This is a genomic window from Streptomyces sp. NPDC058576, assembly GCF_042718715.1.
Classification (GTDB): Bacteria; Actinomycetota; Actinomycetes; order Streptomycetales; family Streptomycetaceae; genus Streptomyces.
On the sequence record NZ_JBHXPF010000023.1, the window covers coordinates 96,093 to 109,945 of the forward strand.

Annotated in this window: 13 protein-coding genes and 1 pseudogene; 10 read left to right on the forward strand and 4 right to left on the reverse strand. The window is 73.2% G+C overall.

Annotation, left to right across the window (positions count from 1 at the left end):
• Nucleotides 1-3: 3 nt before the first annotated feature.
• The 10 genes and pseudogenes from ACFWRV_RS18410 (at nucleotide 4) to ACFWRV_RS18455 (ending at nucleotide 10,468) form a co-directional block, all read left to right on the forward strand.
• Nucleotides 4-726, forward strand: coding sequence for a LysM peptidoglycan-binding domain-containing protein (locus ACFWRV_RS18410; protein ID WP_384335639.1), 723 nt, complete (start codon nucleotides 4-6; stop codon nucleotides 724-726).
• Nucleotides 723-2,504 carry a VgrG-related protein gene (locus ACFWRV_RS18415; RefSeq protein ID WP_384335642.1) on the forward strand — a complete coding sequence of 594 codons (1,782 nt, stop codon included), beginning with the start codon at nucleotides 723-725 and terminating at the stop codon, nucleotides 2,502-2,504. Before ACFWRV_RS18410 ends, ACFWRV_RS18415 begins: the two co-directional genes overlap by 4 nt.
• A gap of 59 nt (nucleotides 2,505-2,563) precedes the next feature.
• On the forward strand, nucleotides 2,564-2,881 hold the full coding sequence (locus ACFWRV_RS18420) for a PAAR domain-containing protein (protein WP_384335645.1): 318 nt from the start codon (nucleotides 2,564-2,566) through the stop codon (nucleotides 2,879-2,881).
• On the forward strand, nucleotides 2,878-3,318 hold the full coding sequence (locus ACFWRV_RS18425) for a GPW/gp25 family protein (protein WP_384335648.1): 441 nt from the start codon (nucleotides 2,878-2,880) through the stop codon (nucleotides 3,316-3,318). The genes ACFWRV_RS18420 and ACFWRV_RS18425 overlap by 4 nt, the downstream gene beginning before the upstream one ends.
• The gene (locus tag ACFWRV_RS18430; protein WP_384335651.1) at nucleotides 3,318-5,279 is read left to right on the forward strand and encodes a putative baseplate assembly protein; all 1,962 of its coding nucleotides are present in this window, start codon (nucleotides 3,318-3,320) and stop codon (nucleotides 5,277-5,279) included. The genes ACFWRV_RS18425 and ACFWRV_RS18430 overlap by 1 nt, the downstream gene beginning before the upstream one ends.
• Nucleotides 5,276-5,851 (forward strand): phage tail protein I, encoded by a 576-nt coding sequence (locus tag ACFWRV_RS18435; protein ID WP_384335654.1) that lies wholly within the window; start codon nucleotides 5,276-5,278, stop codon nucleotides 5,849-5,851. Before ACFWRV_RS18430 ends, ACFWRV_RS18435 begins: the two co-directional genes overlap by 4 nt.
• Before the next feature lie 4 nt (nucleotides 5,852-5,855).
• The gene (locus ACFWRV_RS18440) at nucleotides 5,856-7,184 is read left to right on the forward strand and encodes a zinc ribbon domain-containing protein (RefSeq protein ID WP_384335685.1); all 1,329 of its coding nucleotides are present in this window, start codon (nucleotides 5,856-5,858) and stop codon (nucleotides 7,182-7,184) included.
• 439 nt (nucleotides 7,185-7,623) lie between these two features.
• Nucleotides 7,624-8,601 (forward strand): terpene synthase family protein, encoded by a 978-nt coding sequence (locus ACFWRV_RS18445; RefSeq protein ID WP_384335657.1) that lies wholly within the window; start codon nucleotides 7,624-7,626, stop codon nucleotides 8,599-8,601.
• A 114-nt stretch (nucleotides 8,602-8,715) separates the two neighbouring features.
• Nucleotides 8,716-8,996 (forward strand): annotated as a pseudogene (locus tag ACFWRV_RS18450) (hypothetical protein); the annotation flags it as partial.
• Nucleotides 8,993-10,468 carry a carboxylesterase/lipase family protein gene (locus ACFWRV_RS18455; protein ID WP_384335660.1) on the forward strand — a complete coding sequence of 492 codons (1,476 nt, stop codon included), beginning with the start codon at nucleotides 8,993-8,995 and terminating at the stop codon, nucleotides 10,466-10,468. The pseudogene ACFWRV_RS18450 and the gene ACFWRV_RS18455, both read left to right, overlap by 4 nt.
• 222 nt (nucleotides 10,469-10,690) lie before the next feature.
• Here ACFWRV_RS18455 and ACFWRV_RS18460 read toward each other — a convergent pair whose 3' ends face one another.
• The 4 genes from ACFWRV_RS18460 to ACFWRV_RS18475 form a co-directional block, all read right to left on the reverse strand.
• Entirely contained in the window at nucleotides 10,691-10,906 is a 216-nt protein-coding gene (locus ACFWRV_RS18460) for an EF-hand domain-containing protein (RefSeq protein ID WP_384335663.1), read from the reverse strand.
• A gap of 39 nt (nucleotides 10,907-10,945) precedes the next feature.
• On the reverse strand, nucleotides 10,946-11,785 hold the full coding sequence (locus ACFWRV_RS18465) for a polysaccharide deacetylase family protein (RefSeq protein WP_384335666.1): 840 nt from the start codon (nucleotides 11,783-11,785) through the stop codon (nucleotides 10,946-10,948).
• Between the two features lie 385 nt (nucleotides 11,786-12,170).
• A complete protein-coding gene (locus tag ACFWRV_RS18470; protein WP_384335688.1) occupies nucleotides 12,171-12,686 on the reverse strand; it encodes an ATP-binding protein in 516 nt (171 codons plus the stop codon).
• Nucleotides 12,687-12,983: 297 nt separating this feature from the next.
• A complete protein-coding gene (locus ACFWRV_RS18475) occupies nucleotides 12,984-13,751 on the reverse strand; it encodes an enoyl-CoA hydratase/isomerase family protein (RefSeq protein WP_384335669.1) in 768 nt (255 codons plus the stop codon).
• Between the last annotated feature and the right edge of the window lie 102 nt (nucleotides 13,752-13,853).

Here is a 13,853-nt window from a genome sequence, read left to right on the forward strand (position 1 = left end):
GCCGTGTCACCCGCTCTCCGCGCGAGCCGCGCCCGTGCCCAGCTGACCATCATGGAGCCGCCGTCGACGGTCGGCGCCAAGCCCGGCGGCACGCTCGCCCGCCTCACGTTGCAGTTCAACCCCGCGCAGCTGTCGCTGAGCAAGAGCACCGAGTGGCGGCGCACGCCGTCCCGGATGGCCGGGCAGTCCGCGCTGCCCGAGTTCGTCGGCAGCGGGCCCCGGGCCCTGTCGCTGGATGTCTTCCTCGACGCGACCGCCACCCACGACAACTCCGTGGAGAAGGCGGTGGAGCAGCTGATGACCGCGTGTGTCCCCACCCCCAAGAGCCTGGCCCGCAAGACGCCCGCCAGCCCCTGGGTGCGGTTCGACTGGGGGACGTCGAAGACGACCTCGTTCGACGGGGTGCTCTCCAACCTCTCGGTCTCCTACACCCTGTTCGACGTCGACGGGAAGCCGCTGCGCGCCACCTGCTCCCTGTCGATCGAGGAGGCGAGCGTCGGCCAGGCCGGCCAGAACCCCACCTCCGGTTCGAAGGAGGCGCGGCACACGCATCGGGTGGTGGCCGGGGACAGCCTGCCGCTGCTGGCCTGGCGGGAGTACGGCGACGCCACCGCCTGGCGCACCATCGCGCGCGCCAACGACATCGACGACCCGATGACGTTGACGCCCGGCCGGGAACTGCTGGTGCCCGGCCGGGAGGACCGATCGGCGGAGGAGGGCCGATGAGCGGGAAGGAAGCCACGGGCCGTTCGTTCGCCGCCGACCCGATCGTCGAGGCGCCCGCCGAGCTGCCCGCGGCCTGGGCGACCCAGCTGGTGAGCTGTGTGGTCGACGAGAACGTGGGTCTGCCGGACACCGCCGTCCTGATGTACCGGGACCCCGATCACACGTTCCTCAGCAAGACCGGCATCGGCATGGGCACCCCGCTGAAGATCTCGGTGGTCACCGCGCGGGAAGCGGCCCGCGAGCGGTTGTTCACCGGGGAGGTCACCGCGATCGAGCTGGACACCGACACCACCGGGTCGTTCACCGTCGTCCGGGCGTTCTCCAAGGCGCACCGGCTCCAGCGCGGCCGGAAGGTGGTGGCGTACCGGAACATGAAGACGGCGGACATCGTCCGCAAGGTCGCCGCCGGGGCGGGGCTCCCCTGCGGGAAGGTCGAGGCCGCGTCGATCACGTACAAGCAGCTGACCCAGCCGAACGTGTCGGACTGGGAGTTCCTCCAGCACCTCGCGGCCGAGAGCGGGGCCACCGTACGGGTGGACGACAAGGGCCGGTTGCAGTTCACCAAGCCGGACCCGGCCTCCTCGGCCCCCTCGCCCTCGACGTCCGCCACGCGCGACCCGATGGTCCTGGAGTACGGGAACAACCTGCTGGCCCTGCGCGCGGTGCTGACCGGGGCGGACGGGGCGGACAGCGTGGAGGTGCGCGGCTGGAACGTCGACACCAAGACCCGGCTGGTGGCCCGGCAGCAGTCCGTCCGCAGCGACACCGTCACCCCGGGGATGAGCCCGTCGACGGCGGCCAAGATGTTCGGGGGGAAATCCCGGACGACGATCGCCGACACCCCGTACCGCACCCAGGCGGAGACCCGGGCCGTGGCCGGGGCGCTCGCCGCGTCCGTCAGTTCCGGCTTCGGGGAGGTCGAGGCGGTCGCGTACGGGAACCCCAAGCTGCGTGCGGGCGTGCCGGTGGCGCTCGGCAACGTGGGGCCCGCGTTCTCCGGCCGGTACACCGCCACCGCCGCGCACCACGTCCTGGAACCGGACATCGGCTACCGCACGACGGTGATCGTCAGCGCGTCGCCGGACCGGTCGCTGTCGGGGCTGACCGCGGGCGGGAACGCGCCCTCGCGCGGCCCGCGCATGCCGGGCCTGGCGATCGGGGTGGTCACCGACATCCGCGAGGAGGGCCGGGGGCAACGCGGCTGGGTGCGGCTGAAGTTCCCCTGGCTCGACGACACGTACGTCACCGACTGGGTACGCACCGTGCAGTGGGGCGGCCAGGGCGGCGGCGGGGTGTTCAGCCCCGAGGTCAACGACGAGGTGCTGGTCGGGTTCGAGCAGGGGCTGCTGGACAGCCCGTACGTGCTCGGCGGGCTCTACAACGGGGTCGACAAGCCCTCACCGCACGACGTCCCGCTGGTCGATCCCACCAGCGGCAAGGTCAACCGCCGTTCCCTGGTGTCCCGTTCGGGGAACCGGCTGGAGCTGCTCGACGCCCCGCGCGGCCCGTCCGGGGTGCGCATCGCCAGCGGCGACAAACGGCTCGACGTGATACTCGACGAGAAGAAGGGCGAGATCACTCTGACGGTCAAAGCCCGGGGCGGCATCCGGGAGTTGAGCTCGGTGACGCTGTCCGGCTCGGGTATCACGCTCGACGCCGGCGCCACGGGCGACGTGACCATCAAGGGCCGCTCGGTGACCGTCAACGGCAAGACGGGGGTCACGGTCGACGGCGGCCTGCTCGCGGTCCTCAAGGCCAAGCTCATCAGGATCAACTGACCGCCCGACGCACAGCCCCAGCCCTGAAGTCCCTTTCCACAGCAAGGAGAACCCCGGCCATGCCCCCCGCAGCCCGCACGGGCGACAGCACCGCCCACGGCGGTCTCATCGGCACCCCGCCCCCCGGCGCGGTGGCCGTGGCCACCGTGCTCATCGGCGGCCGGCCCGCGGCCGTCACCGGGAGCCTGCACGGGTGCGTCGTGCCCCCGCACGCGGCACTCGGGCCCGGCAACGTGATCATGCCCAACCCGGCCGCGGCGATCGGCGGCGCGGTGCTGATCGGCGGGCTGCCCGCGGCCCGGATGGGCGACAAGACGACCTGTGGAGCGCCCGTCATCAGCGGTGCGTTCAACGTCCTGATCGGTGGCCCGATGTGAGCGGCGGCGGATTCATCGGGCGCGGCTGGGGATTCCCGCTGCGGGTCGGGCCGACGGGCGGGATCGCCCTGGTCGAGCGGGACAAGGAGATCGAGGAGGCGATCGGGCTGATCCTCGGGACCGCGCCGGGCGAGCGGCCGATGCGCCCGGAGTTCGGCTGCGGCATCCACGAGTACGTCTTCGCGCCCGGTGACGGGGCGACGGCCGGGCGGATCGCGCAGGAGGTCCGCAGCTCGCTGGAGCGTTGGGAGCCGCGCATCGAGGTGACGGAAGTGGTGATCGCGTTCGACGCGATCGAGGAGGGGACGCTCTACATCGACGTGCACTACACCGTGCGGGCCACCAACGACCTGCGCAACCTGGTCTTTCCCTTCTACACGATCCCGTCGTCCGAGGGTTCGTCCCCGGAGACCTCTCCGGAAGCGGGAGTGCGCTGATGGCCCTGCCCTCCCCCAACCTGGACGACCGCCGCTTCCAGCAACTCGTCGACGAGGCCAAGCGGTTCGTCCAGCAGCGCTCCCCCGAGTGGACCGACCACAATGTGTCGGACCCCGGGGTGACGCTGATCGAGACGTTCGCGTACATGGTCGACCAGTTGCTGTACCGGCTGAACCGGGTGCCCGACAAGAACTACGCGGCCTTCCTCGACCTACTGGGCGTGACGCTGTTCCCGCCGACGGTCGCGCGGGCCGAGATCGACTTCTGGCTCTCCGCGCCGCAGCCGGAGACCGTGCACCTGCCCGCCGGTACGGAGGTGGCCACGGCACGCGGTGAGGCCGAGGAGCCGGTGGTGTTCTCCACCTCCGAGGACCTGCCGATCGTGCCGAGTTCGCTGGTGCGTCTGGTCACCGCGCCGGTGGCGGGCGACCTGACGGACCGGACCGGACCGCTCGGCGCGGGCAAGGACATCCCGTGCTTCCAGGCCCGGCCGGAGCCCGGCGACGCCCTGCTGTTCGGGCTGCCGACGGCCGTGCCCCGGTGCATCGTCGCCGTCCGGCTCGACAGCCGGGTGGAGGGGGTGGGCGTCGACCCGCGTCAGCCGCCGCTGGTGTGGGAGGCGTGGGACGGGGCCCGCTGGGTGACGTGTGCGACCGGGACCGACAGCACCGGCGGGCTCAACAGGCCCGGCGAGGTCGTCGTGTTCGTCCCGGGCGGGCACACCGCGTCCGTCGTGGCGGGGACCCGGGCGGGGTGGCTTCGCTGCCGGGTGACCGCGCCGGAGCCGGGCCAGCCGTTCTACTCGGAGTCGCCGACGATCCGGGAGGCCGAGGTGTTCACGGTCGGCGGCACGGCGGCGGCGGAGCACGCGGAGACCGTCCTCGACGTGCCCCTCGGGGTGTCCGAGGGCGTCGCCGGGCAGCGGTTCTCGGTGGGCCGGGCGCCGCTGCTGCTGGACGGGGACCCGCCGGTCGTGCAGGTGTCGACCGACGAGGGCTGGCAGGTCTGGACCCCGGTCGAGCACTTCGGCGCGTCCCGGCCCGGTGACCGCCATGTCCGGATCGACGCCGTCGCCGGGGAGTTCGCGTTCCCGCCGGAGGTGCGGGAGCCGGACGGCACGATGCGCGCGTACGGGGCGGTGCCCGAGAAGGGCGCCCAGCTCCGCGTCCCGCGCTACCGCACGGGGGGCGGGTCGGCCGGGAACGTGGCCCGGGGCGCGATCTCCGTGCTGCGCAGTTCCGTGCCGTACGTCGCGAGCGTGAACAACCGCGAGGCGGCGGCGGGCGGCGTCGACGGGGAGACCGTGGAGAACGCGAAGGTGCGCGCGCCCAACATCCTGCGGGTGCAGGAGCGGGCGGTCACGGCCGAGGACTACGAACTGATCGCCCGGGAGGCCGCGCCGTCCCTGCGCCGGGTGCGGTGCCTGCCGGCGGTGCCGGGCGAGGCCGGGGCGGTACGGGTGCTGGTGGTGCCCGACGCGGTCGCCGACGAGGACGGGCAGGTGCGGTTCGAGCAGCTGATCCCCTCGGACGCGGTGCTCGCGGCCGTCACCGAGCGGCTCGACGAACGGCGCCTGGTCGGCACCCGGTTGGTGGTGGAGCCGCCCGCCTACCAGGGTGTGACGGTCGTCGCCCGGCTGGTCGCCGCGCCCGGTGACGTGGACCGGGTACGGGCCGAGGCGCTGGAGGCGCTGTTCCGCCATATCGACCCGTTGCGGGGCGGGGCGGACGGCCAGGGGTGGCCGTTCGGCAGGCCCGTGCAGTACGGGGAGGTCTTCGCCGTACTCCAGAACGTGGAGGGGGCCGGTCTGGTGGAGGACGTCCGGCTGTTCCCGGCGGACCCCATCACGGGCCGGCGCGGGGCGGCGGTGGACCGGGTCGACGTGGCGCCGGGGGCCCTGGTCTTCTCGCACCAGCACCAGGTGGTGGTCACCGCGAGCGGGGCCGGTGAGGTGGTATGACGCGGGCGGCGGTACCCGGGCTGCCCAGCCGGTACCCGATCGGCGACCTGCTGCCCGCCCTGTACGCGGACGACGACCTGGCCCAACGGTTCACGGCGGGCCTGGACACGGTGCTGGCCCCGGTCCTGTCCACGCTGGACAACCTGCCCGCCTACGTCGACCCGGCACTGGCCCCGGCCGACTTCCTGCCCTGGCTGGCGTCCTGGGTGGGCGTGGAGACCGATCCGGCGTGGCCGGTGGAGCTGCGCCGCGCCGTCGTCGCGCACGCCGTCGAGCTGCACCGGTGGCGCGGCACCCGGCGGGGTCTCGTCGAGCGGCTGCGGCTGTGCTGCGGAGTCCACGCGGACGTCCGGGACGGCGGGGGCGCCGCCTGGTCGGCCGAGCCGGGAGCCGCCCTCCCGCCGCCGCCGACCGGCGAACTGCTCGTCCGGGTCCGGCCGGTGCGCGAGGGCGACGCGGTGGACGCCCGCCGCGTCCTGGAGGTCGCCACGGCAGCCTGCCCCGTCCACCTCACCTGCCGGGTGGAGGTCCTCCCGGGCCCGCCCGAAGCGCCCGAACAGACAGGAGGCTGACGTGATGCGTTCGTGCCCGGCGTGCGGTACGGCCAACGGCGAGACCGACGACTTCTGCGGCAACTGCGGCGGCTACCTGGGCTGGTCCTCCCAGCCCGTGCGGCCGACGCGAACGCCGGCTCCGGAACCGGAGGCCGAGCCGGAGCCGGAGCCGGTGGCCGAGCCGGCGGCAGCGGCTCCGGTGGCGGAGGCCGGGCCCGTACCCGGACCTGGGAACGAGCCCGCGCCGGAACCGGCCGGGCCGCCTCCGACGACGCCCACGCCGGTGACCGCGCCGGTGCCGCCGACGACGCCCGCGCCCGTCCCGGCGCCCCCGGAACGGACCGAACCGCCCGCTCGCCCCGAGGCCCCCGCGCGTCCCGAACTGCCGCCGAAGCCGCCCCGGTCGACTCCCGCGCCCCCGGCGGAACCCGCACCCACCCCCGTAGCGCCGACGCGGCCACCCGTGCCACCGCCCCCTTCCGTGCCCCCGGTACGGCCGGCCCCCGCCCCCGTACGCCCCGGCATCCCGGCACCGGCTTCCGGGACCGCGTCCGAGGCGGACCGGGCGGACGAGCCGGTCGGGGCGGTGCGACCCGCCAAGCCCGTGGCCCGGCGGCCCGTCGTGCGGCCGGTGGCGGCGGACGAGACGCCGGACGGTCCGCCCTGCCCGGCCTGCGGCACGCCGAACCTGCCCGGGCGGCAGTTCTGCCGGCGGTGCGCCGCCCCGCTGCGGGACCGGGAACAGGCCGCCGCCCTGCCGTGGTGGCGCACGGTATGGCCGTTCCGCCGCCGGGTGCGGGGCGGTTCGGGCCGGGCGCTGCGCCGGACGCTGCTGGTGCTGGCCCTGGCCGGACTGGTTCTCGCGGGCTTCCTGTTCTTCCCGTTCGGCCGTTACGTCTTCGAGGACGTCCGGGACAAGCTCGGCGGAACGGCGGAGATCAGCCCCACCGGGGCGACCGCCAGCGCGGCGGCCCCCGGCCATCCGGCGAGCGCGGCGATCGACGGCCTGACGAACAAGTACTGGGGCGCGCCCACGCTCGGCACGTCGCTGACGTGCGACTTCGGGACGCCGTTCCGCCTGGTCGGCGTCGTGGTGCACACCGGTGTGTCGAAGGAGCCGCAGGAGTTCCGGCGGGGCGCGCGGCCCACCCGGGCGGACCTGCTCGTCACCACGAAGGACGGCAAGGTCCACAAGAAGGCCGTGACCTACAACGACAAGCCCGGCAAGCAGGAGACACGGTTGGGCATCAGTGACGTCGTCTCCGTCGAGCTGGTACTGCGCGAGGCGGTCGGGCAGGGCGGCGGGCGGTCGATCGCGGTCGGCGAGGTCGAGTTCTTCAAGCGCACCTGAGCCGGCCGCCGTCGCCCGGCCGGCTTCACTCGACGCCCGTGGCCGCACCCCCGTCACTGCGGCCACGGAGAACCTCAGTGGTTCACCAACTACCCAGTAGTGGTCAGAGAGTTGATGTCGATCAAACAATTCCGGTCACAAATGGCTTCCCTGGGTGCCCCCACAGGGGGTTGACTGGGTATTACACATGGTGACGCGCTCGCCCACCGGCTCACCGACCCTGCCCTGACGCCGTGGCTCCCGGCGGAGGAAGGAGGACAGCGATGGCCCTCCCACCTCGTACGGTCGCCCGGCCGCCCGGCCTCCGGGCTCTCGGCCGCCGCTTCCCGGCGCGGGCCCGTCCCCTGCTCGATCAGCCGGAATACGCCGTTCACATCGTCCGCCCGTATTCATCAGACGAGGGGCAGCAATGAGCCAGATCACGTTACCGGCGTTTCATATGCCGTTCCAGAGTGCCGGGTGCAATCCAGGCCTGGCGAAAACCCGGGAGGCGGCCTGGGAATGGGCCGAATCCGAGGGACTCGACCTGTCCGTCCCGGCCCGGCGGAAAATGATCCGGACCCGCCCGGAACTGTGGATATCCCTCATCTTCCCGAAGGCGACGCAGGAACATCTCGACCTGTTCTGTCAATGGCTCTTCTGGGCCTTCCTGGTGGACGACGAGTTCGACGACGGTCCGGCCGGACGCGATCCGCGGATGTGCGAGAACGCGATCACCCGCCTGGTGGACGTCTTCGACGGGGCCGCGCCGAACGGGCCGATGGAGCGGGCGCTCGCCGGGCTGCGGGACCGGACCTGCCGCGGGCGGTCGCCGCAGTGGAACCGGCAGTTCCGGCGGGACACCGCCGCCTGGCTGTGGACGTACTACGCCGAGGCCGTCGAGCGGGCCGCCGGCCAGGTGCCCAGCCGGGCCGAATTCGCCAAGCACCGGCGGGATTCGGTCGCCATGCAGCCGTTTCTCTGCCTGCACGAGATCACCGCGGGAATCGATCTCCCGGAATCCGCCCGCAGCCTCCCCGCGTATATCGCCCTGCGGAACGCGGTCACCGACCATTCGGGGCTCTGCAACGACATCTGCTCCTTCGAGAAGGAAGCCGCTCTCGGGTACGAGCACAACGCCGTACGGCTGATTCAGCGCGACCGGGGATCCACGCTCCAGGAAGCCGTCGACGAGGCCGGTATCCAACTGGCCCGGATAGCCGAGCGGGTGCAGCGGGCGGAAAAGGAACTGATCGAGGAAATCGAGGCGGCGGGCATCACCGGACCGACCCGGACGGCGCTGGAGCGCTGCGTCCAGGACTACCGGGGGCTCGTACGGGGCGACTTCGACTACCATGCGCGCGCCGAGCGCTACACCCGTCCGGACCTGGTGGAGCTGGACGAACGGGACTCGTTGTCCCAGTACTTCGCCGCCTGAGCCGGCGCGCCCCCGACGGGGCCCGGGGATCACCTCCCGGACCCCGCGGGGGCGACGCAGGACGTCCCCGGCCGCAGGCAGACGGTGCACCGCAAGCATGTCCCGGGTCGCCCCACCGGCCGGTCAGCCGCCCGGGGGTGTCGCGGACCGCCCCTTCGGGGCAGGCATACGTCTGTGCCGACGGCAAGAAGGCCGCCACGGTGGACCCGAAGTCCTCCACCACCACGTACCGGGAAGCGATCTGGACGACGTCGTGGTCCGCGGCCGCCAAGCACTCGGTCAAGATCGTCGTCGTCGGCACGAAGGGCCGCCCGGCCCTGACGACGGGCGGGCCGGTCTGTCGGAAACAGCTTCCCGGACCACCGCACCGCGAGAGAGGTTGGCACGCACCATGACCGACATCGTGGCGGGGACTTCCCCGCAGGTGGCGACCGGCCACGGCACCGTGCGCGGTGCGGTGGAGCGGGGCGTCGCGGTCTTCCGCAGCATCCCGTACGCGGCTGCGCCGGTGGGCGCGCGAAGGTTCCGCGCACCCGAGCCGCCGGAGCCGTGGACCGGGGTGCGCGAGGCCGTGGCGTACGGTCCCACGGCCCCCAAGCGGCCCTACGCCCCGCCGCTGGACCGGCTGCTGCCGGATCCGGCCGTGCCGGGCGACGGCTGGCTCAACCTCAATGTGTGGACGCCCTCGCCGAGGCCGGACCGGGCCGGGCTCCCCGTCCTGGTATGGATCCACGGCGGCTCGCTGGTGCACGGATCGTCGGCGGTGCCGGTGTACGACGGGTCCGCGTTCGCCCGGGACGGGGTGGTCCTGGTCTCCGTCAACTACCGCCTGGGCGTCGAGGGCTTCGGCGTCTTCCCGGACGCGCCCGCCAACCGGGGCCTGCTGGACCAGCTGGCCGCCCTGGAGTGGGTGCGCGACAACATCGCGGCGTTCGGCGGCGACCCGGACCGGGTGACGGTGGCCGGGGAGTCGGCGGGGGCGATCAGCATCGCCGGGCTGCTGGCCGCGCCCCGTTCGGCGGGACTGTTCCGGCGGGCGGTGCTCCGGAGCGGGGCGCCCGCCGCACTGCCCCCGGACGCGGCACGCGGGACGACCGAGCTGATCGCGAAGCGGCTCGGCGTCCCGGCCACGGCCGCCGCGCTGGCCGCCGTGGACCCCGAGGCGCTGCTCACCGCCCAGACCGAGGTCACCAGCGGCGGGAACCCGCTGACCGGCCGCCACTCCTTCCACCTGGTCGTCGACGGCGATCTACTGCCGCACGACCCGGTGGCGGCGCTGCATGCGGGCGCGTCCGCCGGGATCGACCTGCTGCTGGGGACGAACACCGAGGAGTACCGGCTCTGGTTCGTGCCCGGCGGCCTGACCGAGAGGATCAGCCGGCTGAAGCTGCGCCTGGCCCTGCTGAAGTTCCGGGTGCCCGGGGCCACCGCCCGCACCTACCGCGCCAACCGCCCGGACGCCACGCCGGGCGAGATCCTCGGCGCGCTCGCGACGGACCTGCTGCTGCGGGTCCCGCTCAACCGACTGGCCGACGCCCGGAGCGAGGCGCCCGGTGCCACGTATGTGTACGAGTTCGGCTGGCCCACCCCCGTACAGCGGCTCGGAGCCTGTCACGCGCTGGAGCTGGGCTTCGTCTTCGACACGCTCGCCCACTCCGACACACAGGCGCTGACCGGCCCGGACGCCCCGCAGGAACTGGCGGACGCGATGCACCGGGCGTGGGTGGACTTCGCGACGGGCGGGGACCCGGGGTGGCCGTCCTGGGACGCGCGGCGGCCCGTGACGGTCTTCGGCCCGGGGGCACCGGAACTGGTCCTGGCCCCGCGCGACGACGAGTTGCGCGGCTGGAAGCCGTACAGGGACTAGGGCCTGAGCGACCAGTGCGGGTCGGGGACCACGGTGAGGATCGCCGAGACCGCTCCGCACCGTCCTGTTCGCGGCGCGGCCGGGTCGGCGGGGGTCCGGCGGACATCACGCAAGCCGCGCACGGTGGGCGGGAGGGCCGTCAGCACCCGGAAGGGGGTGCCTCCGGGCGTACCCGGCGGCGGCCGGCCCCCGACGGCGCGGGACCGGACGCCGCGCGGCGGGTCAGGCCTTGTTCTGCGCGGCCCAGAACTCGTCGAAGGTGAGCAGGCCGTCGCCGTTGCCGTCGTGGGCGTTGATGATCGCCTGCGCCACCGTCTCGGTGACGAAGGGGTCGCCCAGCTGGGCCATCGCGCTCTTGTACTCGTTGGCCGTGATGAGCCCGTCGCCGTTCGCGTCGAACCTGTCGAATACCGTGCGCGCCGACTCGATGTCCGCCACTGTTCCGCCCCTTCGTGATGCCGAATGTCAGGGGTCAGATTATCGGGCCGTCCGGGTGACGTCGGCGGCCGGTCGGTCCATCAGCTCCGTGGCCGTCACCGCGTGCAGTCCACGCCGGCCGATCTCGGCGAGGAGCAGCGGCAGCGCGTCGACGGTGACCGGGCGGCCGAGGCTCAGCTCCACCACCGATCCGTTGCGCAGCTCCCCGGCGACCTTCCGGGTGACGGCGGCGACGCGGGTGGCCGCGTGGTCGAGCGACTGGACGTCGCAGCCGAGGACATGGGGGTAGCCGGCCCGCCGGGCGAGGCGCTGGACGAGCGGGGAGGCGTACGCGGTGGGCGAGGGGCGGAACCAGGCGCCGATGGACCCGGTGAGCCGGCGCAGCCGCCGGGCGCAGGCGGCGATCTCCTCGTACGCCGCGCGCTCGTCCAGGGCCGCGAGGTCGAGGTGGTGCTCGGTGTGGTTGCCGATCTCGTGGCCCCCGTCCAGGATCCTGCGGGCCAGGCCGGGGTGTTCGGCGAGCCAGGCGCCGACCGCGAGCACCGTGACGCGGGCCCCGGCCTGTTCGCACCGGGCGAGTGCGGTGCGGGCGAGGTCCGGGTCGCCCCGCCCGTCGAAGGTGAGGGCGACGCGGGGCCGGTCGCGAGGGCCGTGCGCGATCAGAGGGGGCAGCCCGGGGAAGCGGCGCGGGGCGGCGGCCAGGGGCACGTGGCCGGGAGAGGGAGCGGGCCCCTTGGCGGCCTCGCTCGTGCCGGGCCCCCCGGCGGCCCCGGTCGCGCCGCCGCCCGGCCCGCAACCCGCCGTGAGGGCGGCCCCGAGCAGCCCGGCCCCGGCTCCCAGCGCCTGGCGTCGGCGCACCGCCGCGCCCCGTCCGTCCATGCCCGACCACCTCGTGTTCCACGGATTCCCCGGGACACAGTAGAGGCGGAAGGGGCGGAATGTGACGATTGACCAATTACCGGATTGATCTGTGAATCATTCAGGCGTCTCCATAAAGATGCATGGAAAGCCAGGCGAGTGACCGAGCACACCTACGATTCAGCCAAAGATTGCCCGATTAGTACCGTAATAGACCGGAAAGCCGCTTTGGCACCGAGGTCGCCCGTCTGCCATAGTCGGACCCACGACCCCCATTGACCCGGGCCAGGTCGTCAAGAGCGGCCGTGAACACACCCCCCATTTCACGGCCCCCGTCAGAAGCCCCCGCAGCGCCGCACCCCGGCCGACCGGGGGCTTCTGCGTGTCGGCACTCGGTGGTCAGCGGTCAGCGGTCGGAGATCCGCATCTCGAACCAGGTGGTCTTGCCGCGCGGCAGCAGGTCCACGCCCCAGCGGTCGGAGAGCTTGTCGACGAGGAAGAGCCCCCGGCCGCTGACGTCCATCTCGCGCACCGGCATCAGGCACGGCAGTCCGCGCGAGGGGTCGCGCACCTCGACGCGGATCCAGCCCCGGCGGCGCACCATGCGTAATCCGAAGACCCGGGCCCCGGTGTGGCGTACGGCGTTGCCGACGAGCTCGGAGACGAGGAGCACCGCGTACTCGGCGGTCTGCGGCGAGAGAGCCCACTGGCGGAGCACGACGCAGGAGGTGAGCCGACGGGCGGTCGCCGCCGACTCCGGGCGGGACGGCAGCCGGACTTCCCCCTCGGTCGGATTTCCGAACAACTCCAGCGCCTTGAACGCCTGTTCGTCATCCACGATCGACGAACTGCGTGCCGCCGTCGCGCTGCTGCGCGGTCGCGGCTGATCCACACCCTCCAGGCCCGCCATGCCCACCATCATGGCCGCACGGATCGCCCTCCGGGGCGGTTCCACGGGAATCCGCACCCCCGGACAGCCGGGTTCGCAGGAGGCTTTCGGCATATGCCCTTGGCATCACAGCACCCCGGACGACCCACCTGAGCTGCGGCGACGCCCGGCCCGACCAGGGTTGCCCGGACGGCGACGGCGTCGGGCCTTAAGGTTGCCTTAAGGCCCGGATAATCCGCCCTGACGGATGAACTCCCCGCGCCGGACCGCCCGACCCGACTACGGGCGGCCCCGACCTGACTACGGGTCACGGGTCATCCGACCTACGGATCAGAGGAAGGTGGCCTTGCCCGGCCCCTCCTCGACGAAGCTGCGCATGCCCCGCTCGCGGTCCTCGGTGGCGAAGAGTCCGGAGAACCAGTTCCGCTCGATGGTGAGCCCGGTGTCGAGGTCCGTCTCCAGACCGGCGTCGATCGACTCCTTGGCCGCGCGCAGCGCCAGCGCGGGTCCCTTGGCCAGCTGGGCGGCCCAGGCGTGCGCCTGCTCGTAGACCTCGGCGGCCGGGACCACGCGGTCGACCAGGCCCAGCGTCAGGGCCTCCTCCGCCCTGACCATGCGGCCGGTGAAGATGAGGTCCTTGGCCCGGGAGGGGCCGATCAGCCGGGCGAGCCGCTGGGTGCCGCCGGCGCCCGGGATCAGCCCGAGGAGGATCTCCGGCTGGCCGAGCTTGGCGTTGTCCGCGGCGATCCGGAAGTCGGCGCAGAGCGCCAGCTCGCAGCCGCCGCCGAGCGCGTAACCGGTGACGGCGGCGACGACCGGCTTGGGGATGCGGGCAACGGCGGTGAAGGCGTCCTGGAGGCCCTTGGAGCGGAGGACCATCGCGGTGTGGTCCATCGCCTGCATCTCCTTGATGTCCGCGCCCGCCGCGAACACCTTCTCGCCGCCGTAGAGGATCACGGCCCGCACGTCGTCCCGCCGGGTCGCCTCCTCGGCCAGCTCCCGCAGCCGGTCCTGGATCGCCACGTCCAGGGCGTTCATGGGCGGCCGGTCGAGCTGGAGGGTGCCGACGCCGTCGCGTACTTCGAGAGTCACAGTCATGGCTAGAGGTTAACCACCGCTAACGACGGCGGGCCCGGGGCCGGTGGTGACACCACCCGGCCCCCCCCGGGCGTTCAGGAGCCGTGTAATATAAAACAAAAC

What these genes read in the sequence shown, in the direction of transcription:
- ACFWRV_RS18415 (WP_384335642.1), top strand. Translation starts at nt 723, where the DNA reads ATGAGCGGGAAGGAAGCCACGGGCCGTTCGTTCGCCGCCGACCCGATC.
- ACFWRV_RS18420 (WP_384335645.1), top strand. Translation starts at nt 2,564, where the DNA reads ATGCCCCCCGCAGCCCGCACGGGCGACAGCACCGCCCACGGCGGTCTC.
- ACFWRV_RS18430 (WP_384335651.1), top strand. Translation starts at nt 3,318, where the DNA reads ATGGCCCTGCCCTCCCCCAACCTGGACGACCGCCGCTTCCAGCAACTC.
- ACFWRV_RS18435 (WP_384335654.1), top strand. Translation starts at nt 5,276, where the DNA reads ATGACGCGGGCGGCGGTACCCGGGCTGCCCAGCCGGTACCCGATCGGC.
- ACFWRV_RS18440 (WP_384335685.1), top strand. Translation starts at nt 5,856, where the DNA reads ATGCGTTCGTGCCCGGCGTGCGGTACGGCCAACGGCGAGACCGACGAC.
- ACFWRV_RS18445 (WP_384335657.1), top strand. Translation starts at nt 7,624, where the DNA reads ATGCCGTTCCAGAGTGCCGGGTGCAATCCAGGCCTGGCGAAAACCCGG.
- ACFWRV_RS18455 (WP_384335660.1), top strand. Translation starts at nt 8,993, where the DNA reads ATGACCGACATCGTGGCGGGGACTTCCCCGCAGGTGGCGACCGGCCAC.
- ACFWRV_RS18465 (WP_384335666.1), bottom strand. Translation starts at nt 11,785, where the DNA reads ATGGACGGACGGGGCGCGGCGGTGCGCCGACGCCAGGCGCTGGGAGCC.
- ACFWRV_RS18470 (WP_384335688.1), bottom strand. Translation starts at nt 12,686, where the DNA reads ATGATGGTGGGCATGGCGGGCCTGGAGGGTGTGGATCAGCCGCGACCG.
- ACFWRV_RS18475 (WP_384335669.1), bottom strand. Translation starts at nt 13,751, where the DNA reads ATGACTGTGACTCTCGAAGTACGCGACGGCGTCGGCACCCTCCAGCTC.